The organism is Simplicispira psychrophila DSM 11588 (genome assembly GCF_000688255.1).
Taxonomy (GTDB): Bacteria; Pseudomonadota; Gammaproteobacteria; order Burkholderiales; family Burkholderiaceae_C; genus Simplicispira; species Simplicispira psychrophila.
The window spans coordinates 356489-380867 of sequence record NZ_JHYS01000002.1 but is presented as its reverse complement, the minus strand read 5'-3'; the positions used below and the strand labels follow the sequence as shown (position 1 = coordinate 380867).

22 protein-coding genes and 1 pseudogene are annotated in these 24379 nt (G+C 64.6%); 8 read left to right on the top strand and 15 right to left on the bottom strand.

What is annotated here, in order from left to right:
- The first annotated feature begins 171 nt into the window (after positions 1-171).
- Complete coding sequence (locus Q390_RS19345; RefSeq protein ID WP_084153757.1) at positions 172-330, top strand: DUF3149 domain-containing protein; 159 nt, start codon at positions 172-174, stop codon at positions 328-330.
- A 33-nt stretch (positions 331-363) separates the two neighbouring features.
- On the opposite strand, the gene Q390_RS0103805 is transcribed toward Q390_RS19345, so the two are convergent.
- The 11 genes from Q390_RS0103805 to mnmG form a co-directional block, all read right to left on the bottom strand.
- Positions 364-1386, bottom strand: coding sequence for an alpha/beta hydrolase (locus Q390_RS0103805; RefSeq protein ID WP_245606858.1), 1023 nt, complete (start codon positions 1384-1386; stop codon positions 364-366).
- A 7-nt stretch (positions 1387-1393) separates the two neighbouring features.
- Positions 1394-2368, bottom strand: a complete 975-nt coding sequence (locus Q390_RS0103800; RefSeq protein ID WP_245606857.1) for a hypothetical protein — start codon at positions 2366-2368, stop codon at positions 1394-1396.
- Between the two features lie 11 nt (positions 2369-2379).
- Positions 2380-2988 carry a penicillin-binding protein activator LpoB gene (gene lpoB, locus Q390_RS0103795; RefSeq protein ID WP_051603018.1) on the bottom strand — a complete coding sequence of 203 codons (609 nt, stop codon included), beginning with the start codon at positions 2986-2988 and terminating at the stop codon, positions 2380-2382.
- A 25-nt stretch (positions 2989-3013) separates the two neighbouring features.
- Complete coding sequence (locus Q390_RS0103790; RefSeq protein WP_027994878.1) at positions 3014-3409, bottom strand: YcfL family putative periplasmic lipoprotein; 396 nt, start codon at positions 3407-3409, stop codon at positions 3014-3016.
- A 26-nt stretch (positions 3410-3435) separates the two neighbouring features.
- Complete coding sequence (locus Q390_RS17425) at positions 3436-4968, bottom strand: COG3014 family protein (protein WP_051603017.1); 1533 nt, start codon at positions 4966-4968, stop codon at positions 3436-3438.
- A 187-nt stretch (positions 4969-5155) separates the two neighbouring features.
- Positions 5156-5911, bottom strand: coding sequence for a class I SAM-dependent methyltransferase (locus Q390_RS0103780; RefSeq protein WP_027994877.1), 756 nt, complete (start codon positions 5909-5911; stop codon positions 5156-5158).
- A 4-nt stretch (positions 5912-5915) separates the two neighbouring features.
- Positions 5916-6836: a ParB/RepB/Spo0J family partition protein gene (locus Q390_RS0103775; RefSeq protein ID WP_027994876.1), complete on the bottom strand. Its 921-nt coding sequence runs from the start codon at positions 6834-6836 to the stop codon at positions 5916-5918.
- Positions 6837-6844: 8 nt separating this feature from the next.
- On the bottom strand, positions 6845-7384 hold the full coding sequence (locus tag Q390_RS0103770) for an RBBP9/YdeN family alpha/beta hydrolase (RefSeq protein ID WP_027994875.1): 540 nt from the start codon (positions 7382-7384) through the stop codon (positions 6845-6847).
- A 54-nt stretch (positions 7385-7438) separates the two neighbouring features.
- The gene (locus Q390_RS0103765) at positions 7439-8272 is read right to left on the bottom strand and encodes a ParA family protein (protein WP_027994874.1); all 834 of its coding nucleotides are present in this window, start codon (positions 8270-8272) and stop codon (positions 7439-7441) included.
- Between the two features lie 107 nt (positions 8273-8379).
- Positions 8380-9033 carry a 16S rRNA (guanine(527)-N(7))-methyltransferase RsmG gene (rsmG, locus tag Q390_RS0103760; RefSeq protein WP_027994873.1) on the bottom strand — a complete coding sequence of 218 codons (654 nt, stop codon included), beginning with the start codon at positions 9031-9033 and terminating at the stop codon, positions 8380-8382.
- Positions 9030-11003: a tRNA uridine-5-carboxymethylaminomethyl(34) synthesis enzyme MnmG gene (gene mnmG, locus Q390_RS0103755; RefSeq protein WP_027994872.1), complete on the bottom strand. Its 1974-nt coding sequence runs from the start codon at positions 11001-11003 to the stop codon at positions 9030-9032. The genes rsmG and mnmG overlap by 4 nt, the downstream gene beginning before the upstream one ends.
- Positions 11004-11269: 266 nt before the next feature.
- Here mnmG and Q390_RS17420 point away from each other — a divergent pair.
- Positions 11270-11464: pseudogene (locus tag Q390_RS17420) on the top strand (YkgJ family cysteine cluster protein); the annotation flags it as partial.
- Positions 11465-11484: 20 nt separating this feature from the next.
- Here Q390_RS17420 and Q390_RS0103740 read toward each other — a convergent pair.
- Positions 11485-12642, bottom strand: coding sequence for a YeiH family protein (locus tag Q390_RS0103740; RefSeq protein ID WP_084153756.1), 1158 nt, complete (start codon positions 12640-12642; stop codon positions 11485-11487).
- Between the two features lie 90 nt (positions 12643-12732).
- Between Q390_RS0103740 and Q390_RS0103735 the strand changes: the two genes are divergently transcribed.
- Both Q390_RS0103735 and gstA read left to right on the top strand, forming a co-directional pair.
- Positions 12733-13674, top strand: coding sequence for a LysR family transcriptional regulator (locus tag Q390_RS0103735; RefSeq protein WP_027994870.1), 942 nt, complete (start codon positions 12733-12735; stop codon positions 13672-13674).
- 66 nt (positions 13675-13740) lie between these two features.
- On the top strand, positions 13741-14349 hold the full coding sequence (gene gstA / locus Q390_RS0103730) for a glutathione transferase GstA (protein WP_027994869.1): 609 nt from the start codon (positions 13741-13743) through the stop codon (positions 14347-14349).
- Positions 14350-14376: 27 nt separating this feature from the next.
- Here gstA and Q390_RS0103725 read toward each other — a convergent pair whose 3' ends face one another.
- Positions 14377-15603 carry a YbfB/YjiJ family MFS transporter gene (locus tag Q390_RS0103725; RefSeq protein ID WP_051603020.1) on the bottom strand — a complete coding sequence of 409 codons (1227 nt, stop codon included), beginning with the start codon at positions 15601-15603 and terminating at the stop codon, positions 14377-14379.
- 254 nt (positions 15604-15857) lie between these two features.
- Here Q390_RS0103725 and Q390_RS0103720 point away from each other — a divergent pair, with 254 nt between their 5' ends.
- Positions 15858-16961 carry an alkene reductase gene (locus Q390_RS0103720; protein ID WP_027994867.1) on the top strand — a complete coding sequence of 368 codons (1104 nt, stop codon included), beginning with the start codon at positions 15858-15860 and terminating at the stop codon, positions 16959-16961.
- 87 nt (positions 16962-17048) lie between these two features.
- Here the strand turns inward: Q390_RS0103720 and Q390_RS0103715 are convergent, their stop codons facing one another.
- Positions 17049-19004 carry a methyl-accepting chemotaxis protein gene (locus tag Q390_RS0103715; protein WP_027994866.1) on the bottom strand — a complete coding sequence of 652 codons (1956 nt, stop codon included), beginning with the start codon at positions 19002-19004 and terminating at the stop codon, positions 17049-17051.
- A 111-nt stretch (positions 19005-19115) separates the two neighbouring features.
- Entirely contained in the window at positions 19116-19931 is an 816-nt protein-coding gene (gene otnI, locus Q390_RS0103710; protein ID WP_027994865.1) for a 2-oxo-tetronate isomerase, read from the bottom strand.
- A 253-nt stretch (positions 19932-20184) separates the two neighbouring features.
- Here otnI and Q390_RS0103705 point away from each other — a divergent pair, with 253 nt between their 5' ends.
- The 3 genes from Q390_RS0103705 to Q390_RS0103695 all read left to right on the top strand — a co-directional run bounded on the left by Q390_RS0103705 (position 20185) and on the right by Q390_RS0103695 (position 24378).
- Entirely contained in the window at positions 20185-21663 is a 1479-nt protein-coding gene (locus tag Q390_RS0103705; RefSeq protein ID WP_027994864.1) for a Fic family protein, read from the top strand.
- Positions 21664-21865: 202 nt separating this feature from the next.
- On the top strand, positions 21866-22459 hold the full coding sequence (locus Q390_RS0103700; RefSeq protein ID WP_027994863.1) for a DUF2760 domain-containing protein: 594 nt from the start codon (positions 21866-21868) through the stop codon (positions 22457-22459).
- Positions 22456-24378: an Hsp70 family protein gene (locus Q390_RS0103695; protein ID WP_245606856.1), complete on the top strand. Its 1923-nt coding sequence runs from the start codon at positions 22456-22458 to the stop codon at positions 24376-24378. Before Q390_RS0103700 ends, Q390_RS0103695 begins: the two co-directional genes overlap by 4 nt.
- Position 24379: the final 1 nt, after the last annotated feature.

Genomic DNA, 24379 nt, shown 5'->3' with positions numbered 1-24379 from the left:
CTTCTTTCAGTCAAAACAAAGGGAATCGGCACCGAGCCAGTGTAGATCCGCACCATCCAAAGGACATCCCCGGGCGGACAGATCTGCACTGCTGACGTAGGTCAAGGCGCTCCATGGGGTAGGATTCAGAATCCTTACTAGCACAATGGCTTTAACAATCAAGGGAACCTTATGAAAATGCTGACCGACCTTTTCACTACCGACTATGGCCTGATGAGCATCATCGGCATCTTCATGATGATCATTGGCACCGTGGGCGCTGCCGTCATCATGAACCGCAAAATGAACGAAAAGCCCGCGCCGCCGCCCGGCAGCAAGACACCCGTCTAAATTCGCTTCTCCCGCTGGCCCGCTGACCTGCATTCACGGCGCCAGCGCCGCGCACATCCCCGGCTGCGCTGCGCGGGCCCAGTTCTCCAACCACCCCCACACCTGCTGAACGCCATCGTGCCCGCCCTGGCCATCCGGCTCTGCAGGGCGCTGCAGGCCATGGTCAGCCCCCGCCAGCCGGCGCGGGCAATACGGCGCCACACGGCCTTGGGCGCGTGCCATGAAACGGGCATAAGCGCTGGCCGGCACCCGCGCATCATCCGCGCCCCACACCTGCAACAAGGGCCACGGCCCGGCCAGCAACGCCGGTAGCAGAGACCAGGACCACAGGTCGCGCCAATAACGCAGGCTGCGCCCTTGCTGCACCTGGCTGTCGGGCCGATCACCGGCCTGCGCCACGCCCAACGCCTGCCACTGCGCCCATGCCGCAGCACCCAAGCGCCGCGCCTGTAGCGTGCCGGCCTCCAGCGGATTGAGGCCACTGGAGCCGATCAGCACCACACCCGCCAGTGAGACCACTTCTGGCGCCAGCGCCGGTAACAACTCGGCGCCTTCGGAGATACCGATCAACAACTGCGGCAGCGCGACCATCACCGGGTCGCCCGCGCGCTGCGCTGCATCGGCACGCACAGCAGCGCGGGCGTGCTCGCGCCAAGCACCCAAGGCATCGGTTTGGACAAAATTGGCCGAACAGTCGCCGGGCGCGGTGCGGCTGTCTGGAGCCACACCCGGTTTGTGCAGCACCAGCACTTGCGCGTGCAGCAGGCCAGCAAAGTAGCGCTCGGCCCACGGCCCCATGCCGGCGCAGCCTGAGCCGGGAATCACGATGACGCGGTAACGCAGCGGCGCCACGCGCTCGCTACGGTACAGCGCTTGCAATAGCTGGCCGTCCACACCGGGCAGACTGCGCACGCTGAAGCTGTCCGACCTTGGTGCGGGCGCAAGGTCGGCACTGGCACAGGCCGTTAAGCCAGCACCCAACACGGCCACGGCGACCACCGCCGCCGCGCGCAAGAAAAAGGCCAGCACGCAGCTGGCCTGATCGATTACCTGCACTGTGACATCAGCGCAAGATGATGACCTGCTCTGGCTGCGGCGCCGGCGCATAGCTCGGCTGGCCGCCCTGTAGTGGCATCGGCATCGGCATCTGCTGCTGGCGCACGCCGCGTGACAGATTGGGGTCGGAATAGCCCAGCTGGTCGGTGAGCTGCTGGTACACGCTCTGCGCCAGACTTTGCGAGGTTTCGCGCATCACCTTGGCCCGGTTGGGCGGCGCAATGTCGCCCCGATTGGACAAAATTTTGGTGTCGTTGCCTGCGCCTTGGGCCGAGAACGCGGCCTTGATTTCGTAGCTGCGGGTGTTGATCAACGAAAAATCGGCCAGCAGATTCAGGCCGTATTGCAGCGTGGCACTGCTGGTGCCCTGCAGCGGCGACAGCGCGTCGCTGAAGTCGATGTGGGAAACCACGCCAAACAACACATAGTCCGCGCCGTTGAACTCGCCCTTTTTGATACGCGCAATGATGTCGCCGACCTGCGGCTGGCGCACCGGCGTGGCCATCTTGCCGCCCTTGACTTGATTCAGCACCTGCTCGGCCTTGCTCGGCTGCGGCGCGCCGGCATCAAAGCCTTTGCCCTGCACCAGACGAAACGCCGTGCCGCGCAGCAGCGCGCCCTTGATGTCGTTGGTGTAGGCGCCCAGCTCGCGTTGTTCGATGTAGCTGTAGCGGCCAGACACATAGGTGCCGCTGGCCTGCTCGGAGGCCTGCATCGACTGGTTGCCCGAATAGCCGCCCGAGCCGCCATACCGGCCGTGGCTGTGCGAGCCGCTGGCGCTGGCCTGGGCGCTCATCTGCGCGCTGCGCTGGTAGGTGGCGGCTTCAAAATACGCCGACACCTGCTGTGCGTAGGCCAGGTCGGTGACGGCGATTTTGGCGGCGTTTTGTGCCCAAACGGCGCTGGTGCTGGCCAGCGCGGCGGCGGCCGCCAAGGTGGCGGTGACAAAGGTTCTGCGTTGCATGACGGACATAAGGGTCATCACGGGCCTCTTTAGCGCTTGCTGGTTTTGCGGATTTCTTTTTCATCCTGCCATTCGATGGTGCCCTCTTGCACGTCAAACAGCTTGAGCGTGAACTTGTAGTACACGTCTTTGGTGGCAGCGTTTTGCTTGACGATGCTGGTCAGCTCGCCTTCCATGCTGTAGCGCGCCGCCGTCATCTGGCCGACCTTGGCGGTGGTGTTCTGTTTGTACAGACCGCTCTGGTTTTGCCGCTGCAACTCGTCCACGCCCTGCTGCATTTCGTTGATGGAACGGACAAAGCGCACCTTGCCCGACTTGATCAGCGAGGTCTGGATGGAACTCATGACGTTGGTGGTGTCGATGTACTCGCTGGTCTTGTTCTTGACGGTGGAAATGGTCACCGTCGGGCGGCCCTGGAAGATGCCGGTTTCGAGCAGGCTGCCGGTCATTTTTTCGGCAATCATCTGCAGGTCGGACGAACCAAATTCGTTGGTCACCAGTTCGACCGCCTTGGCATCGCCGTAGTTGACCTGGCGGTCAAAGCGCACCACAGGGGAGGAGAGGTTCTGGCACCCGGCGAGGGCGAGCGTGCTGGCCACCAGGGCCGAGAGGAGTGCGTGGCGCGAAAGTGTTTGCATGGGTTTCTTGTGCTCTGGGGCGCATTCAGCGCGTTTCTACGTTCATTTCAAGCCGGAAATCGGCAGCCGCACCGGTCGGCGCCACGCTCTTGAGGGTTTGCTGGCCCAAGCCCTGGACGGCGATCTGCTTCCATGATTCGCCATCACCCACCTGGTTGCCCACGCTGTCGAGCCACTTGAAGCGATAAAACACCGTGCGGTCGCTGCGGCCCTGGCTGGCCAGATCGGCCTGGACGATGAGCACGTCGTTCTTGCGCACGATGCGCATCTCGCGCACCGCAATGCTGTGGGCGTCACCGCGCAAATCGACCTTGGCCGCTACGGCCAGGGGCGTGGCCGGATCGTGCTGCTGCGCCTGGGCGCTGCCAGCCAGGGCCAGCAGGGCCATGCAGGCGCTGGCAAGGAAATGGCGAGGGGTCATAAAAAGCTCCTGGATCAATGAAAAAGTCACTGCACTGCGGCGACGGGCGCTGCGGCTTTGTTTGACGTGCGCTGCGGCGCCCGTGCGGCGCGCCGTGGCAGCGGCGTTTTGGCAGCCGGTTTGCCTGCAGCGGCTGGGGTGTCCCCGGCGGGGACAGGAGCCGTCGCCACAGCCGCCAATTGTCCGATGCTGGCCACATCGCCGTGCAGCACGCTGCGGTGGTAGAAGCGCAGCGGCACCACAGCGTATTGGCCTTCAATCTTGATGCTCTGCTCCAGCTCACTGCCATTGAGGCGAATGCGGTGCTCGCCCGGCGGCAAATAGCCACGCGCCACGTAGACGCGACCCGGCAACATGCGCCACATGCGGTCATCGGCCTGCTCCGTAGCCACAGAGGCCACAGCACCGATCAAGCCGCCAATCAGGCCGCCATTTTTCTGCAACTGGTCTTGCAGCACGCCCTTGGCCACAGCACGGGTAAAGCCGCGCAGCACCATGCCGGGCATTTCTTCCTTCAGGGCGCGGCGCGCCATGACGTTCAGATCGACCACTTTTTCGAGCTTGAAGTCGTAACCGGCCACCGACAACTGGCCCAGCACCGGGTCGTTGGACGGCTCAATCACCGGGTAGGACAGGCTCACCGTGCTCCAGCGCGAACCGATGGGAATGGGCAGCGTAAAGGCCTTGGGCTTGCGTGCGGGCGCATCGCCAGCTTCGACAATGAACAGCACGTCGGTCATGCGCTGGCGCTTCTTCCAGGTAAAGCTGGTACGGCTGTCGAGCCCGCGCAGGCCCTCTTCGAGCACGCCGGTTTCAGGCTTGAGTTCAATCGCCTTGCGGTAGCCGGGGGCGGCCATGCCGGGCTCGTTCATGGCCTCGTACAAAAAACCGGCCAAGTAATGGCTCAGGGCGTTCTGGTAGCCGTTTTTCAGCGCCAGCACCTCAGGGTCGTTGAGCGTTTCCACCGGATAGCCATTGAGTTCTTTGTTGCCAGAGGTGGCGCCTTTGGCCTTGGCTTCTTCTTCGGCAGCCACCCATTCTTTGGCACGGAACTCGGCAATGATGGCTTCGCGCTCGTGGGTGCGCTTGATGTCCACACGGGCATTGTCCAGATCGCCCAACGCGACGCGGTTCAGCGCCAAGCGCGTCGTCAGCCAGACCTTTTCATAGTCCTGGCCTTCATACACTTTCAGCCGCTCGCTGATCAGTGCGGCGCCTACCGTGCCCATGAGCTTGCTCGGGTTGGTGGTTGCCGCCTCTTCCCACTCCTTGACCTTGTTGTCAGCCAGCATGAAGGCGTGGTTGCTGTCGCCGTAGCGCCGATCCAGGCGCAGCAGCTCGCCACGCTCCAGGTTGTAGAGCAGCGCTGTTTTCTGCTCTTCCGAAGTGGCAGAAGCCTCCAGCCGCGCCAGCGCAGCCGGAATGCCGCCACTTTGCCCGGCGGTCTGCACATCGGACGCCAGCTTGTCGTGGCTTTGCATGTTGGCGCAGCCGGTCAGGGCAATGGCAAGCGCCAGGGCGCCCCAAAAACGGGGACGTGGCAATGGCCTGTGGCTCATAAATTTCCTTGCTGGTTTGTGGACGAAGTGCCAGAAAAACCCGGTCGCGCCATTCCCTTCTGGCAGATGATTTTTGTAAAAAATCAAACGAGAATGTAACAAAGACCGCATATATCGTGGGGAGAATTTGTTCTGCCGGCGGGTTTTTGTCTCTCGACCGCCACACCTGCGGGCACCACGCACGCGCTCAGGTCTGCGGCGTGTGCACTTGGGTCTGGGTCTGGTAGATCCACACCACGCGCCCGCCGGGCAGGCGCAGCCGGGCTTGTGCAGGGGTATCGGGCAGGGGAAACTCCAGGCTCACCAGCCAAGCGCCAGGAGTCAGTTCGGCGCGCGCTTTGGCGCCGGCACGGGCCATGCTTTCAGGGCGCTGAAACAGATACACCAGCTGGTAGCGGCTCCAGTCGGTGCGCCACATATCGCCGCGCCGCACGCGCGCCCAAGGGCAGCGCAGCGCGCACAGCAGGCGCAGCGGCCAGCTCCACTCCACGCCCTCGATATGCGCCTGCGGATAGGCGCGGCGCAGCGCCAGTAGCCCGTCGCCCAGGCCGCAACCGGCGTCCAGCACGCGCACCTGTGGCGCCAGCGGCGCCAGCCCGGCCAGCCCGTCCAGCGCTTGGCGCGGGGTCGGAAACACCGGTGCGTCGCGCCAGGCATTGAGCGGATACACTAGCAGCAGCAACGCCAGCGGCGCTAACCACGCCCAAGCTGGCAGGGCGGCCGCGCCGGTCAAGGCCAGCGACAGCGGAAAGCCCAGTGCGACCCAACTGCGCCGCCACCAGTTGCGCGCCAGCAGACTGGCGACCACGCCGACGCTGCACGCCAGCAGCACCGCCAGCAGCAGCGGCGCCACGCGCAACAGCGCCACAAACACCAGCCACGCCCCGCCCCACGCCAGCAATGCCGGCAGGGGCCAGGGCAGCCAAGCCGCCGACCGCGCCACCGCGTTACTCCCGGCGCAGACGGTCGATCAGGCCGTTGAGCGCTTCGAGCGAACCAAACTGGATCGCCAACTCGCCCATGTCTTCCACCCGGCCGGCGCGTTTGACGCGCTTTTTGACGCGCACTTCCACCTGCGCCATCAGCAAGTCCGACAGCTCTTCTTCCACCCGCTGGATGTCGCGCGATTTGGTTTGGTGCGGCTTTTGCGGCACTAAATTAAAGTCAGCGCCGATCTTTTTCACCAGCGCCTCAGCCTCACGCACCGACAGCTTTTTGGCAGCAATTTGGTGGCCGGCGGTGATCTGCGCCGCCCGATCCAGCGTCAGCAGGGCGCGCGCGTGGCCCATGTCGATGTCGCCGGCCATCAGCAGGGTCTGCACCGGATCGGCCAAATTCAGCAGGCGCAGCAAATTGCTGGCGGCACTGCGCGAGCGCCCCACCGCCTGCGCCGCCTGCTCGTGTGTCAGGCCAAATTCTTTCACCAAGCGCGACAGGCCCTGCGCTTCTTCCAGCGGATTGAGGTCTTCACGCTGCATGTTCTCGATCAGCGCCATGGCGGCGGCGGCCGCGTCGGGCACGTCGCGCACCAGCACCGGCACACTGTCTAAACCCGCCAGTTTGGCCGCCCGAAAACGCCGCTCACCGGCAATGATTTCGTACTGGCCGGCGTGCTCACCCTCCGCCAAACGGCGCACCAAAATCGGCTGCATGATGCCCTGCGCCTTGATGCTCTCGGCCAACTCGTACAGCGCGCCCTCGTCCATGTGCGTGCGCGGCTGGTAGCGGCCCGGCACCAGGTCGGTCAGGGCCAGGCTGTGCGGCAGACCATCGTCCTGCAACGGCGCCGCCGCAGGGTGCTCAACCACCTGCGGGCCGAGCAAAGCCTCTAGACCGCGCCCCAAACCCTTGGATTTTTTCGTGACCATGTTGTTCTTCAATCTTTCAGTAAGGAGTGCAGCCAGTCCTGGCCCTGGGGCCAATCGCCCAGACCCGAATCAGCATTCAGATGGCCGCCGGCGCCGGCATCGACGCAGCGCGCGCCCCAGTGCTGCGCCATGTCTTGCGCACGCTCAAAGCTGCAAAAAGGGTCGTTGCGGCTGGCCACCAGCAGCGCTGGAAACGGCAGCGGCTGGCGCGCTACTGGCGCCCAGCCATGCAAGGGGATGTGCAGGTCTTCGCGCTCGACATCGCCCGGCGCCACCAACAGCGCAGCACGCACGCGGTGGGTGTGCTGCGAATGCGCCGCCCACCACGCCACCAAAATGCAGCCCAGGCTGTGCGCCACCAGCACCACCGGCGCCGGGCTGTCCACCACCACTTCTTCCAGCCGCGCCGTCCAGTCGCCACGCAGCGGGTGCAGCCAATCGTGCTGCTGCACGCGCTGGTAGCCGTGCAAGGCTTCCCAGCGGCTTTGCCAGTGCGCCGGGCCAGAGTCTTGCCAGCCGGGCAGGGTCAGAATGTTGCAGGGTTTCACGGGTATTTTTCAGCCTGTTGTACTATTATTTTTATAGCTAATAGCGCATACCCATCAACCATTTGAGGCTGTTTTGACTGATTTTTTTGTCTTGGTGGCCTGGGTTCTGGCGGTTTTGTTCATGGATTGCACCCGCTCCACCATCTCTTGCGCAAAGGCGATGAAAGCCTGGCTGCCTTTGGCCAACGGGTCAAACACAACCCCCGGCAGTCCATAGCTCGGCGCCTCGGCCAAGCGCACATTGCGCGGAATCACGGTGCTGAACACCTTGTCGCCAAAGTGGCTCTTGAGCTGGTCACTGACTTGCTGCTGCAACGTGGTGCGCGGGTCGAACATGACGCGCAGCAGGCCGATGATTTGCAAGTCGGGGTTCAAGTTGGCGTGCACCTGCTTGATGGTGTGCACCAGGTCGGTGACGCCTTCCAGCGCAAAGTATTCACACTGCATGGGCACGATCACGCCATGCGCGGCGCACAGCCCGTTGAGCGTCAGCATCGACAGCGATGGCGGGCAATCAATCAGGACGAAGTCATAGTCGCCATCGACCTTGGCCAGCGCGTTTTTCAGGCGCATTTCGCGCTGCGGCAGTTGCACCAACTCGATCTCGGCCCCGGCCAATTCACGGTTAGCACCGACCACGTGGTAGCCACACTTTTCTGCCAGCTGTGCTGCTTCGCGTACCGGGACGGAATCGACCAGCACCTCGTACACCGATACCGCCAGATTGCGTTTGTCCACCCCCGAGCCCATGGTGGCATTGCCCTGCGGGTCCAGATCGACCATCAGCACACGCTGACCAATTTTGGCCAGACCCGCAGCCAGATTCACCGTGGTGGTGGTTTTACCAACGCCACCTTTTTGGTTGGCAACACAGAAGATTTTGGCCATGGAGTACCGGATAGTTCGGGAGTTGTTTGCAATGAAAAGAGCGTAGGCCCACCGTCGGCGAGTTTACGCCACGACCCTGCCGGCGCGACATGCCACCGGCCCAGTTCTCACGCTGGCGGGCGTAACCAGACAATGCAGCGCTCGGCATCCAGCCCGGGCACCGACAGCTGTTCCACGTGAAACACCTGTACCTCTGCCGGCAAGGCCGTGATTTCATCCGCCGGGTGTTTGCCCTTCATCGCCAGCCAGACAGCATCCGGTCCGAGCGCCGCGCGCGACCAAGTGGTGAAATCGGGCAGCGAGGCAAAAGCGCGGCAGCTGACCACATCAAATGGGCCAGACAACGATTCGACCCGCGCATGAATGCCGTGCAAATTACGCAGCTGCAGCGTTACCGCCGCCTGCTGGATGAATGCCGCCTTCTTGGCCACGGTGTCGACACAACTCACGTCCAGTTGCGGGCAGCAGATGGCAAATACCACGCCGGGCAGACCGCCGCCCGAGCCCACATCCAGCAGGCGCGGCGCATCCTGCCCGGCCTGCGCCAAATGCCGGCGCAGCGGGGCTACCGCCGCCAGGCTGTCGAGCAGGTGGTGCGTCACCATTTCTGCCGGATCACGCACCGAGGTCAGGTTGTAGACCTTGTTCCACTTTTGCAGCAGCGCCATGAAGTCCAGCAGCAGCGTGATTTGTGCTTCGCTCAAGTCCAGCGCCAAGGCCTGCGCGCCACTGCGCAATGTCTGTTCCAGCGCTGCGCTCATTCAGCCTCTCCCGCCGGGGCGGCAACAAAATCCTTGAAACCTCCGCGCTTCAAATGCACCAGCAGCAGCGAGATGGCAGCCGGCGTGATACCGCTGATGCGCGAGGCCAGCCCCAGCGTTTCGGGCTTGAAGCGTGCCAATGATTGGCGCGCTTCGATGCTCAGCGCTGTCACCTGCATGTAGTCCAGCTCGGGCGGCAGGCGCAGTTTCTCGTAATGCGCTGCGCGGCCAATTTCGTCTTTTTGGCGATCGATGTAGCCAGCGTAATTGGCGGCAATTTCTACCTGCTCTACCACCGAATCACTCAAGGCGCCCAGTGCTTCACGGGACACCGCGCTGCTGGCGTATTTACCATCCTGCATCGCCATCAGCGCGCCATACGACACATCGGGACGGCGCAGCAATTCAAACAGGTTGTATTCATGGTCAATGGCCTTACCAAGCACGCGCACCGCTTCTTCGGACGGCAGATTGCGTGGATTGACCCAAGTGGTTTTCAGACGCTCGGTTTCACGTGAAACAGCATCGCGCTTGCGGCTGAATACCTCCCAGCGCACATCGTCCACCAGTCCCAGCTGGCGGCCGACTTCGGTCAGGCGCATGTCGGCGTTGTCCTCGCGCAGCTGCAGGCGGTATTCGGCGCGGCTGGTAAACATACGGTACGGCTCGGTCACGCCCTTGGTGATCAGGTCGTCCACCAGCACGCCCAGGTAGGCTTGGTCACGCCCGGGTAGCCACGACTCCAGCCCCTTGCATTGCAGGGCGGCATTGGCGCCAGCAAATAGCCCCTGCGCGGCCGCCTCCTCGTAGCCAGTGGTGCCGTTGATCTGACCGGCAAAAAACAGCCCTTGAATCTGGCGCGTCTCAAAATTGCTCTTGAGCGAGCGCGGGTCAAAGTAGTCGTATTCGATGGCGTAGCCAGGGCGCAGGATGTGCGCGTTCTCCAGCCCAGCCATGCTGCGCACCAAGGCCAGCTGGATGTCGAACGGCAGGCTAGTACTGATGCCGTTCGGGTAAAACTCGTGCGTCGTCAGCCCTTCGGGCTCCAGGAAAATCTGGTGGCTGTCTTTGTCGGCAAAGCGGTTGATCTTGTCTTCGACACTGGGGCAATAGCGTGGGCCGATGCCCTCGATCTTGCCGGTGAACATCGGACTGCGGTCAAAGCCGCTGCGGATAATGTCGTGCGTGCGCAGGTTGGTGTGGGTGACCCAGCACGGCATTTGCTGCGGGTGCATCGCTGCACCGCCGCGCAGATGCGCTAGGTAGCTGAATACCGGCACAGCACCCGCCACACCGCCCGGCATACCGTCACCCGGCTGCTCACTGCATTTTGAGAAATCGATACTGCGCCCATCGATGCGTGGCGGCGTACCGGTTTTCAAGCGCCCTTGCGGCAGCTGCAGTTCTTTCAGGCGGGCTGACAGACTGATGGCGGGCGGATCGCCGGCACGGCCAGCCGCATAGTTATTCAGCCCCACGTGGATTTTGCCATCGAGAAAAGTCCCCGCTGTCAGCACCACGGTGCGGCCACGAAAACGGATACCGACCTGTGTGACGGCACCGACCACGCGGTCGCCCTCGACCATCAGGTCGTCCACTGCCTGCTGAAAAATCAGCAGATTGGGCTGATTCTCCAGCGTATGGCGAATCGCGGCCTTGTACAAAATGCGATCGGCCTGCGCCCGCGTGGCACGCACCGCCGGGCCTTTGGAGCTGTTCAGAATACGAAACTGGATCCCCGCCTCGTCGGTCGCCAGTGCCATGGCGCCGCCCAGCGCGTCCACCTCTTTCACCAAATGGCCCTTGCCAATGCCGCCAATCGACGGGTTGCAGCTCATCTGCCCCAGCGTCTCGATGTTGTGCGTGAGCAGCAGCGTCTGGCAGCCCATGCGCGCAGCAGCCAACGCCGCCTCGGTGCCGGCGTGGCCGCCACCCACAACGATGACATCAAATTCCTGGGGGTACAACATGAAACAACGCTCCGGGGCACGCGGGCCCAATGGTCAAAAACAGCGCCGGCATGTCAATCGGTGACATGCCGGCGAACCAGCGATTTTCCCACTTTGCCGGTAGCGCTGCTCAAATTGAGCACACGTGGGGTTTTACGGCAGCGCTGGGTTTCACGTGAAACAGCATTGCCTGCGCAGTAGTTGTGCTCCAATCCCGGTCATGCATTTACCCCCTCTTCTGCAACGCGCCGCCAGCGCTTGAGCACCCACTGCAAGCGTTGGCAGTTATGGTTCGGCTAGTCGCACCGCCCGCACCCACCGACTGCCGTCCCAGCTGCGGCGCTTGCTGCACCACGCCGTCCATCTCCAGTGCCATCCCTGGCATACCGCACGGCAAACCCGCCGGCGCGCGCTGCGTGCAACTGGGACCCGACCAACGCTGCCTGATTTTTGGCCAGGCCGAGCGCCCCGCCGTCTGCGCCAGCCCGTAAGACCGCGTTCTTCAGCCCAGCAGCACCGGCACCCAGTGGTTGATCAGCCCACCGCCGACCAGCAACCAGCCAAACAAAATCAGCGCCAACAACAGCGGCTTGGCGCCGGCCTTGCGGATGGCGCTGAAGTGCGTGGACAACCCCAGCGCCGCCATGGCCATGGCCAGCAGGCCGGTGTCAATATCGGTGGCCACGGCAGTGGCCTGGACGGGCAACCACTGCAGCGAGTTGAACAGCACCACGGCGATAAAGCCGAAGGCAAACCAGGGGATGGCGATCTTGCCCTTGGCGCTTTGGGCGCCCTGGCCGCTGGCATTGCGCTTTGCTTTGCGGGCTGTGTCACGGGCCAACCAGCCTGACAGCAACAGCAGGAACGGCGCCAGCATCATCACCCGCACCATCTTGGCGATCACCGCCGTGTCGGCCGCTTCGGGGCCAATCGAGCGCGCGGCGGCCACCACCTGCGCCACCTCGTGGATGGTCGAGCCGGCAAACAGGCCAAAACCGTTGGCGCCGCCGGGAATCAGCTGCCACGGCTGGTTCAGCTGGAACAGCACCGGGTACAAAAAAATCGACACCGTGCCAAACACCACCACCGTGGCCACCGCCACCGTGACCTGCTCGGCGCGGGCCTTCACCACCGGCTCGGCGGCCATCACCGCGGCTGCGCCGCAGATCGCGCTGCCGGCGCCAATCAGCATGGTGCTCTGGCGGTCCAGCCCCAACCAGCGCGTACCGATCCAGCAGGCCAGCAGAAAAGTTGAACTGAGCACCAGCGCATCGACCACTACACCGGCGAGGCCGACTTGGCCGATGTCCTGCACCGTCAGGCGCAGGCCGTACAAGATGATGCCCAGACGCAGTAGCTGCTGTTTGGACAGATTCACGCCCGGGCCACTGGCGGCAGCCACGCGCGGATAGACCGTGTTGCCGACCAACATCCCGAGCACGATGGCCAGCGTCAGCGCGCTGAAGCCGTGCGCCGCCAGCCAGTCGATGCGCCCCAAAGCGATGCCGGCGCCGGCCAGCACAGCACTCAGCGCCAGCCCAGGCAGCAGGCGGCGCCAAGCACGCGGTGCAGCCACAGGAGCAGGAGAAAGCGTCGGCGCGCTCGATTTAGCCGGGTGCGCCGCGTGGGTGTGCCGGGTCAGTGCCGTGGGATGAGACATGAAAAGCAGTCTGCGCGCCACGCCGCTTCCCGTCCAACAGGTTATTTGCATATCATCTAACGGATATATCGTTAGATACTAGGAGCCTCTATGGACGTGCTTCGCCTGACACTGCGCCAACTGCAAATCTTCGTCGCCGTGGCGCAGACCGGCAGCACTACCGCAGCCAGCGCCGCCATTGCACTGTCGCAGTCAGCCACCAGCGGCGCAGTGAATGAGCTGGAGCGCCTGCTGTCGCTGCAGCTGTTTGACCGCACCGGCAAGCGCCTGCTGCTGAATGACAACGGCCGCGCCCTGCTGCCGCGCGCACAGGCCCTGCTGCAAGGCGCGCACGAAGTCGAGCGCATGGCGCACGACGCCAGCGCACAGCTGCAGTCGCTGCGCATCGGCGCCAGCAGCACGCTGGGCAACCATGTGCTGCCAGCACTGCTGGCGGAATTTCTGGGCACCACGCCGGCCACGGCCACGCACTGGCAGTCCAGCGTGGCCATTGGCAACACCGAAGACATTTGCGCGCGCGTGGCAGATTTTTCACTCGACATTGGTCTGGTCGAGGGCCATTGCCACCACCCTAGCTTGGCGGTGCGCCCCTGGCTGCATGACGAGCTGGTACTGGTCACAGCGCCGCACGGCGCGCACGCCCTGGACCCGCACCAGCCGGTCAGCCTGGCGCAGCTACGCACTGCCGTCTGGCTGCTGCGCGAGAGCGGCTCGGGCACGCGCGAAACCGGTGACTTGGCCATCCTGCCGCTGCTGCACAGCTACCGCCGCGTCATCGAGCTGGGCAGTTCCGAAGCCATCAAACAGGCGGCGGCGGCCGGACTGGGCGTGGCCTGCCTGTCACGCTGGGTGGTGCGTGATTTTTTGCGCCAGGGTCTATTGCAAGAGCTGCTGACGCCACTGCCGCCGATACAACGCCAATGCTTTTGCGTGCTGCAACAGAGCAAGGAAATCACACCGGCGCTGGCGCGCCTGCTGGCGCACTTGGGCTGCGAAACGCCGTTCCCAGCAAAAAATCCGGGCAGCGCATAGCATGGCAAGGCGCGTGCGGCAGCGTTGCGCGCCCGCTTTTCACGCTCTGTCACCCAAGGAAACTCCATGAAACTCTATTACTCGCCCGGCGCCTGCTCGCTGTCACCGCACATCGTGCTGCAAGAGTCCGGCCTGCCTTACGAGGCCATTGCCGCACCCACCAAGACCCACCAGCTGGCCGACGGGACCGACTACTACAGCATCAACCCGCTGGGTTATGTGCCGTTTCTGGTGCTGGATGACGGCCGCACGCTGCGCGAAGGCGCGGTCATCGTGCAGTACGTGGCTGACCAGGCGCCCGATAAAAAGCTGATGCCAGCCGCCGGCAGCTTTGAGCGTTACCAGGCGCAGGAGTGGCTGAACTTCATTGGCACCGAACTGCACAAGGGCTGTTCGCCCTTCTTTGGCGGTGCCGCCAATGACGAATACAAGGCTGCGATGAAGGAACGCTTGCTGAAGAGACTGGAATTTGTCAACCAGCAGCTGGCCGGGCGCGACTACCTGATGGGGGCGCAGTTCAGCGTCGCCGATGCCTACCTGTTCACCATCACCAACTGGGCCAAGCCGGTCGGCTTGGATCTGGCGCCGCTGGCACACCTGCTGGCCTGGCGCCAGCGCGTCAGCCAACGCCCGGCCGTGGTCGCCGCCATGCAGGCCGAAGGCTTACTGAAATAACCGCTGTAAGCGCTGCGACTGCAGCGCTTACAGCGGCTTCTGGCGCGCCGCCACCAGCGCCCCGAGCCACAGCGCGGCAGCCGAGAACACCAAGCCCCGCGCCAAACCACCAGGGCCGTCGGCAATGGCACCGACCACCGTCGGGCCGATGATCTGCCCGGCAGCAAACACGATGGTGAAGGCGCTGATGCCGGTGGCCCAATGCACCGGCGCCAGGGACTGGCGCACCAGCGCGGTGGTCGATGCCACCACCGACAAAAACACCCCGCCAAACAGCATGCCCGAGACCAGCGCCACCGGCCAGGCGCTGCTCAGCGCCGGCAACACCGTTGCCAGTCCCAGCAAGGCATTCAGCCGCGACAGCGCCTGACCACCCCGGCTGCGGTCCAGCAGACCGGCCCAGATGCGCGACGACAGCACCACCGCCAGACCGAGCAGCGTGTAAAACACCGTCACCCCCAGACTGCCCACGCCTTGGTCGCGCAGCAGTGCCACGACAAACGTCATGTAGCCGATGTAGCCGACGCCAAACAGGCCATAGCCCAGCAGCGCTGGCACCAGCGAGCGCCAGGCAATCGGTGCCGGTGGTGCACTCGGCGCGGCATTGCCCGGGCTGGCGGTCGGCGCACCGCTGGCCAGACCACGCAGCGCACGCGCCGGCCAGACCAACACCGCCGTCGCCAGCGCGCACACCCCTGCCAGCGCCCACCAAGCCCAGGTCCAGCCATGCAGCGCCGGCGCAGCCGCCAACACCGGCGGCACCAGCAGCGCCGAAGCGACAATGCCCCAGCCAGTGCCGCCGTAATAAATTCCCAGCAGCAGCCCGCTGCGCCCGGTGTCCAGCGCCCCCAGGCGTGCCGCCATCAGCCCACCAGCGACAAACACCAACGCACTGGCCATGCCCGCCAGCAGGCGCTGCACCAGCAAGGGCACGGCGTCGATAAAGAACCCACTCAGCGCCATGAACAGCGTCGCCAGCAACGCACCCAGCAGCAACACCGTACCCGGCGCCATGCGCCGCAGCAGCCACGGCGTGGTCAGCGCGCCCAGCAAATAGCCCAGCGCATTGAGGGTGTTCATGCCTCCGGCCAGGGTGTAACTCCAGCCGAGATCGTTGCGCATCACCGGCAGCAGCAATGCATAGGCAAAGCGCGTGACGCCCAGCGACACCGCCGCCCCCAACGACAAGGCCAGCACCACCCACACCGGGTGCGCGCGCACGGAAGACAGTTGGTTCAGCGCAGGTGTCTGCATGGGAGTGTCCTGTGTCGAATTTTTGGGAGCTTGTGTCATTTTTTCAGGCCAGCGCAGCAAATGCCTTATTTACCATCTTTTTCAAGGGTCAAATCGACCTCAAGCGCTTATAAGACAAGCGGTTATAGCTATTATTTTCATAACAATCATCGTGCGCACCAGTGGCTTTTGCCGTCCTTGCCCGTGCAGCGGCGGCCGGGCTCGATTACGCTTCATCACCCATCCTTTATTCCCCCTCTTCTTCAAAAACCTCCATGACCACTCTGTTCGATCCGATCCAGGCCGGCCGCCTGCACCTGTCCAACCGCATTGCCATGGCGCCCTTGACGCGCAACCGGGCGCCGGACGCCATCCCGACGCCGCTGATGGCGCAGTACTACGCACAGCGCGCCAGCGCCGGCCTGCTGATCACCGAGGCCACCGCCATCAGCCCGCAGGCCCAGGGCTACTCGGACGTGCCTGGGCTCTACAGCACCGAGCAACTCGACGGCTGGAAAAAAGTGACCCACGCCGTGCATGCAGCGGACGGCCAAATCGTGGTGCAACTGTGGCATGTCGGCCGCGTTTCGCACACCAGCTTGCAGCCCGAGCACCAAGCGCCGGTCGCGCCCTCGGCCCTCCGTGCCCACACCAAGACGGTGCTGATCCAGGACGGCGTGCCGACCTTTGTCGATACCTCCATGCCACGCGCCCTGGATGCGGCCGAGTTGCCCGGCATCGTGCAGGACTACCGCCATGCCGCGCGCAACGCCATCGCCTGTGGTTTTGACGGCGTCGAAATCCACGCCGCCAACGGCTATCTGCTGGAGCAATTTTTGAAGACCGGTGCCAATCAACGCACCGACGATTACGGCGGCAATCTGAAAAACCGTACCCGTTTGCTGCTCGAAGTGGTGCGCGCCATCACCGACGAAATCGGCCCCGACCGCACCGCTATCCGCCTCTCGCCCGTCACGCCGGCCAACGACATCACCGACGACCACCCGCAGCAAATTTTTGACTACCTGATGCACCAGCTGGCCCCGCTGGGTCTGGCCTATCTGCACATTGTTGAAGGCGCCACCGGCGGCGCGCGCGAACTGCCGGATCAGCCATTTGACTACGCCCAGCTCAAGGCCGTGTACCGCACCGCTGGCGGCCAGGGCGCCTGGATGGTGAACAACGCTTACGACAAGGCGATGGCAGAACAGGCGCTGGCGGCAGGCGCTGACATCGTTGCCTTTGGCCGTCCCTACATTGCCAACCCCGATTTGGTCGAGCGGCTGCAACGCAATGCGCCACTGAACACGCCCGACCGTGCCACCTTCTACGGCGGCGGTGCAGAAGGCTACACCGACTACCCGACGCTGGACGCCTGAAGGCCTGAACGCGTCCAGCGCTGACGGGCTCAATGGGAATCCAGCCGAAACAGCGCCACTGCCTGCAGCAAGCCCGTAGCGTGGCGCTCAGGCAGCCAGCGCCAGCGTACGCCCCACCGGCAGGCGAAACGTGCCCACCGCCTGCCCTAGGCGCAGCGCCTGATCGCTCAGGCTCTGGCTGGCCGCGGTGGACTGCTCCACCAGCGCGGCGTTTTGCTGCGTCATCTGGTCCAGATCGCTGATGGCGGTGTTGACTTGGCCGATGCCGTCCGACTGCTCGGATGCGGCAGCCGTGATCTCACCAATGATGTCGCCGACGCGCTTCACCGAGCCGACGATCTCGTCCATGGTGGTGCCGGCGTCCTGTACTTGGCGCGCGCCCGACTCCACCTTCTCTACCGAGATGCCGATCAGCGCCTTGATCTCGCGCGCTGCCTCGGCGCTGCGCCCGGCCAATGAGCGCACTTCAGAGGCCACCACGGCAAAGCCGCGCCCCTGCTCGCCGGCGCGCGCCGCCTCGACAGCGGCGTTCAGCGCCAGGATATTGGTCTGGAAGGCAATGCTGTCAATCACACCAATGATGTCGGCGATCTTGCGCGAGCTGTGGTTGATCTCGCCCATGGTCTGGACCACCTGGCCAACCACTTGGCCGCCACGCGCCGCGACCTCGGCGGCAGACGTCGCCAGCTGATTGGCTTGGCGCGCCGCGTCGGCCGACTGGCGCACCGTGGCGGTGAGCTGCTCCATGCTTTGCGCGGTTTGCTGCAGGCTGCTGGCGGTCTGCTCGGTGCGGCTGGACAGGTCGTGGTTGCCGCTGGCAATTTCGGCGCTGGCGGTGGTGATGCTGTCCACCGCCGTGCGCACTTGGCCCAACGTGGCTACATAGTGCTGGCGCAGCTTCTCGACCTCGTGCACCAGCGCGCCCATCTCATCCTGGCGCGTGGTGCGAAAGGCCTCGGTCAAGTCGCCCTGCGCCACCTGCGTGATGGCTTGGGTCAGCTCCTGCAGTGGTTGGCTGACACTGCGGCGCAGCACCACGAACAAACCCGCCGCCAGCAGCGCCACCGCCAGCGCCAGCAGCCCCCACACCGCCAGCGTGATCTGGTGCTGGCTGGCCATGGCCTCGCCATCAGGCACCTCCGCCACCACCCACCAGCCACTGCCCTGGGTCTTGCGCACCAACGCCCACGGGTCGATGGCATCCGTACTGCGCACCTGCACGGCGTCGCGCACAAAGCCATCCGAGGCGCTGCCCAGGGCCGTCAAAAACGCCTGTGCCTGCGGATACGCCTCCAGCACCTTTTGGCCGCGCGCCGTCGGGTGGGCAACAAATACCGCCTCGGCCAGCGACTGGCGCGGGTCGATCACATAGACGCCGCCCTGCTCAAAAAAGTGCGTTTGTGCAACCTGTTTTTCCAGCATGCCTTCAAACACGCTGATGTCGTTGCCGATGTACAGCAGCGCCACCACTTGGCCGCTGGCATTCTTCACCGGCAGCATGTAACCCATATAGGGCTTGCCATTGACCACCGTGCGGCCAGCATAGGGCTCACCCTTTTGCGCCTGCGCATAGTCCGGGCTGTGGTGCTCCAGCGCCACGCCCATCTGGCGCTCGCCTTGGGCGTTTTTGATCGAGGTGGTGACGGTGACAAAGTCATTGCCCTTTTTGGCCAACACGCTGGCAATGCCGCCAGTTTCCTGGGCAAATTTATCGACGGCCGTGGTGTCTCCGTTGACTGGTGCGCCATAGCTGGACAGCTCGCCGGTGGCCTCGTTGAGCTGCATCGCCGCATCAAACTCGCGCTGAAAACCCTTCATGGTGCGCTGCACCAGTTCGCGGTTGGTGGCGTCGGCCGCGTCCAGCGACTGCGCCACGCTCTGCGCCGTATCGCCCACGCTGCGCACCACCTGCGCACGCGTATTGCGCTCGGTCAGCAGCGCCAGGGCGGCGCCGACCAACACCAGCACCAGGGCGACCAAACCAATGGCCAGCAGCGTCACGCGGCGCGCCACAGAACGGTTCAAGGCAGTGGACGTACCCATAAGAAATTCTCCAGAAAGTTGCAAGGTGCCGCGCCAAGGCCCTAAAAAAGGCCACGCGCACGATTACTGCACTCTATGGAAAACCCTGCAATGATCAATCGACACATTCCCTTACGCACTCCTGCGTACCGGGCGCCAACCTAAACCCGCCGACGTGCCGGCCGCCGGTCGGTATTCGCAGCCCACCCAGCCGCAGTACCCCAGTGTGTCCAACACGCCAAACAGATACGGGTAATGCAGCTCACCCTGGTCCGGTTCCTGGCGCTCGGGCACGCCGGCAATCTGGATATGGCCAATGCGCCCGGTCGGCAGATAGCGGCGCAGCTTGCTGGCGACATCGCCCTCGGCGATCTGGCAGTGGTACAGGTCCATCAGCACCTTCAGGTTCGGTGCCTGCACTGCATCCAGCAGCACATGGGCCTGGGCCTGGGAGCGCAAAAAATAGCCTGGCATGTCGCGCTGGTTGATCGGTTCGATCAGCACCTCGCAGCCGCACTGCGCCGCCGCCTCGGCCGCCCAGCGCAGGTTATCAATGCACTGCTGCGTCAGTGCGTCGTGTGCCACCCCGGCCGGGGCCACGCCCGACATCAGGTGGATGCGCGGACACGCCAATGCATCGGCATAGGCCAGCGCCTGCTGCACACCGGCGCGAAACGCCTCCACGCGCCCCGGCAGCGCCGCCGTACCGCGTTCACCCACCTCCCAGGCAGCCGCCATCGCCGCCAGATCAGTGCCGCCGGGCGGCGCATTGAACAGTACCTGCTGCAAGCCGTTGTCTTGCAAGCGCGCAGCCAGTGCAGCTGGCGGGTAAGCGTAGGGAAACAGGTACTCCACTGCCGTAAAACCATCCGCCGCCGCTGCAGCAAAGCGCTGCAAAAACGGCAGCTCGGTGTACATCAGCGTCAGGTTGGCAGCGAATTGGGGCATGGCAAGGGGCGCAGTCGGTCGTTAAAAAAGGAAGCTCCCAGCTTATCGCGGTCGGTGGTGGTACGACAGCACAGAGGGAGCACGACAAAGCGCGACACAAGCGCGACATATTTTTGTCGCGCTTGTGTCGCGCTTTTGTCATTCTTTGTCGCGCCTGTCGTGCTTGTGTCGTGCTGCGCTATATTCCATGACACCGGGCCGCGACAAGGCCCATCGACAAGCACCCGGAAAAGCACGCACAAGGACACCCCCGATGCCGCGCATCACACTGAATGAAGAGCTGGAGCTGATCGCATCCATCGTCGCCAGCCACCCTGCGGGCGTGGGCATCTCTGCGCTAGAAGCAGAAATGGAGCACCGCCTGGGCACACCGCCCCAGCGCCGCACCTTGCAGCGCCGCCTGCTCAAGCTGATTGAAGAGCAGCGGCTGGTCACCGAAGGCGAAAGCATCGTGCTGGTCTACAAGCTGGCGGTGGGCGCTGTGGCGCTCAATGCACTCAGCGCAGCTGGAACGGCGTCCACAGCGCTGGAAGTGGCGCAGACCGAGCGGGTCGCGCCCGAGAAGGCGGCACCCGAACCGGCAGAAGCTGAGGTCGATCTGGAGGTGCCGCTCTCGCCCGAAGGCGCCGCCATCGCCACGCAAGTGCGGCGCGCGCCGATGTACCGCCGCCCGATTGGCTACCAGCTGGAATTTCTGCACGCCTACCAGCCCGGCGAAACGTTTTATCTACCCGAGCCGACGCGGCGCCAGCTGCACCAGATCGGGCGCACGCCACAAAGCGGACAGCCCGCCGGCACCTACGCCCGCGACATCCTGGGCCGGCTGCGGGTGGATTGGTCGTGGGCCTCGTCCCGGCTGGAGGGCAACAGCTACCGCCGCCCAGACGCCCAGAACCTGATCGAACTGGGACGCATCGCCCAAGGCCAGGACGCCATCGAGACGCAGATGCTGCTGAACCACCAGGCCGCTATCGAGATGCTGATCCCTGATGCCGACGAGCTGGCGCTGGATGCGTTCACCTTCAAAAATCTGCACGCCGTGCTGTCGCAAGACCTGCTGCCCGACCCGCGCGCCAGTGGCCGGCTGCGCCAGCGCCCGGTCGAGCTGGCTGGCACGGTGTTTGAGCCGCTGGCCGTGCCGGAGCAACTGGAAGACTGCTTTGCCCTGCTGCTGCACAAAGCCACCGCGATCCCCGAGCCGTTTGAGCAGGCGTTTTTCTTGCTGGTGCAACTGCCCTACCTGCAACCGTTTGACGACGCCAACCAGCGGGTGTCGCGCCTGGGCGCCAACATCCCGCTGCTCAAGCACAACCTGTGTCCCCTGTCCTTCATCGATGTGCCGCAGCGCGCCTACGCCGAAGCCACGCTGGGGGTGTACGAGCTCAATGACGTGGCCTTGCTGCGCGACCTGTTCGTCTGGGCCTATGAGCGCTCTTGCCAGCACTACTTGGCGATGACGCAAACCATGGTGGCGCCCGACCCGCTGAAGATCCAGTACCGCGACGCCTTGATGCAAGCCGTGCAAACCATCGTCCAGGGCGGACAGCAGCCCAGCCCGTCCCTCGTGGCCCAGCTGGCGCAGGAGTACGCCCCACCCGCCCACCGGATGGCCTTTGCCGAGATGCTCACAGAGGCGCTGCAGCAGTTGCACGAGGGCAGTATTGCCCGCTACCGCCTGCGCCGCTCGGACTACTTGGCGTGGCAGCAGGCCCGCCTCCCTGCACGGCCATAGGCCAGCACCCATAAAAACAAGTCAAATAGGCTTCTAGCGCATATGCAGCAAGCGGCACTAGCTATTATTACAATAGCGCACGAATGCCAACACACAGAGCAGACCGGTTTCGGTACTATTACCAGCCTCTGGCGCGCACTGCGCTGCGCCCGCCTCCGTGCCGGGCCGCTGACCTTCTGAACCCACTACCCCACACCCACTTATGACCCCCACCCCTCCTTCATTGATGAGCCGCATTGCCTTGGCAGTGAGCAGCTTTTTTGCCATCGTCGGCAATCCCACCTTTGCTGCGGACGTGTCCCGTCTGCGCGCCGAAGGCGGCTGGCCTCAAGCGCCTGAGCCAACCCCGGCGCCCGCACCAGCCCCCAAGCCGGCACCGGCACCCGTCGCGCCACCGCCACCCGTGCTGCAAGTGGCGCCCGACACCGCTGCCCTGCAATTGCTCGGTCTGCTGCAACGCGAGGCGCGCTTTATCGACTTTATGCAAGAAGACATCGCCCCCTACAGCGACAGCGAGATTGGCTCCGCCACCCGCGTGGTCCACGAAGGCTGCCGCAAAGTGCTGCGCGAGCACTTCACCCTGGAGCCCGTGCGCAGCGAAAGCGAAGGCGAGCGCCTGACCCTGCCGGTGGGCTTTGACGCCGCCGCCACGCGCATCACCGGCAACGTCGTCGGCCAGGCACCGTTCACCGGCACGCTGGCGCACCGCGGCTGGCGCGCCACCGACACCCGCCTGCCGCAACTGGCACCGCAGCACGACGCCAGCGTGCTGGCCCAGGCGGAGGTGGAACTGTGAACGACAACAGCAACGCCAACGACATCCACACTGACCCCCCCCCCAGCGCGCGCTACACCATCGGCATCGACCTGGGCACCACGCATTGCGCGCTGTCCTGGCTTGACACCGAAGCCAGCGATGGCGAAAACGCCGTGCAAGGCGTGCTGTCCGTGCCCCAGCTGACCGGCCCCGGCACGCTGGAAAACCCCACGCTGCTGCCGTCGTTTTTGTACCTGCCGCACGAGAGCGAACTGGCCCCCGGCGACCTGGCCCTGCCGTGGTCGGCAAGCCAAGACTTTGCTGTCGGCGAATTCGCCCGCACGCGCGGCGCGGCCACGCCGATCCGCCTGGTCTCCAGCGCCAAAAGCTGGCTGTGCCACCCCGGCATCGATAGACGCAGCGCCCTGCTGCCGGCCGAAGCACCGCCCGAAGTGGCGCGTGTCTCGCCACTGGAAGCGTCGATCCGCTACCTGTCGCACCTGCGCGCCGCCTGGGATGCGCAGCACCCCGAAGCGCCGCTGGCGACGCAAGACGTCACCGTCACCATTCCCGCCTCCTTCGACCCGGCGGCACGCGAGCTGACCGCCGAAGCCGCGCAGGCCGCCGGTCTGCCGCAACTGACGCTGCTGGAAGAGCCGCAAGCGGCGCTGTACAGCTGGATTCAGCGCAGCAGCGGTGCCTGGCGCAAAGAGGTGCGCAGCGGCGACATCCTGCTGGTGGTGGACGTGGGCGGTGGCACCACCGACCTGTCGCTGATCGCCGTGCTGGAGCAGGACGGCAACCTGGAGCTGCAACGCATTGCCGTGGGCGAACACATCCTGCTCGGCGGCGACAACATGGACTTGGCGCTGGCCTACGGCACAGCGCGCAAGCTGGCCGCCGACGGCAAACAGCTCGACCCGTGGCAAACCCGCGCCCTAGCCCACGCCTGCCGCAGCGCCAAAGAAATGCTGCTGAGCGACCCCAGCGTGGACGCCGTGCCAGTGGTGGTGCCCAGTCGCGGCTCCAAGCTGATTGGCGGCGCGCTGCGCACCGAAGTCACGCGCGCCGAACTGGAACAGACGCTGCTGGAAGGCTTCTTTCCACCGGCCGCCGTGTCCGACCAGCCGATCAACCGCGCACGCGGCGCGCTAACGCAACTGGGTTTGCCGTATGCGCAAGATGCCGCCGTCACACGCCATCTGGCGGCTTTTTTGACGCGCCAACGCGATGCCACTGCCGAGCTGGCTGGACACGTCGGCTTTGACAATGCTGCCTCCGCCGAGGCCAGTTTTCTGCACCCCACCGCCGTGCTGTTCAACGGCGGCGTGCTCAAGTCCGGGCAAATTGCCGAGCGGCTGCTGGACGTTCTCAACGGCTGGCTGAATGACGAAGGCGCCGCGCCTGCACGCCTGCTCAGCGGTGCGGATCTGGACTTGGCGGTAGCACGCGGCGCCGCCTATTACGGCTACGTGCGCCGGGGCCGGGGCGTGCGCATTCGCGGCGGCACGGCGCAGTCGTATTACGTGGCGGTGGATTCGTCGATGCCCGCTATTCCGGGCATGGAGCCACCGATCCAGGCGCTGTGTCTGGCGCCGTTTGGCATGGAAGAAGGCACCGATGCCGGACTGCCCGGTCAAGAATTCGGCCTCGTCGTGGGTGAACCGGTGCGCTTGCGTTTCTTTGGCTCGTCGATGCGCCGCCAAGACCAGGTCGGCACGCTGCTGGACTTCTGGAGCGCCGACGAACTGCACGAGTTGCAAGAAATCCAGGCCACCCTGCCCGCCCAAGGCCGCACCGCTGGCGAAGTGGTGCGCGTGCAACTGCACGCCCGCATCACCACTACCGGCACGCTGGAACTCGAAGCCCTGCCCATCAACGCCCAGGGCGAGAGCGGCAGTGAGCGCTGGAAGGTCGAGCTGGACACGCGCCACAACACCAGCCCCGCGCAGGCGTGAG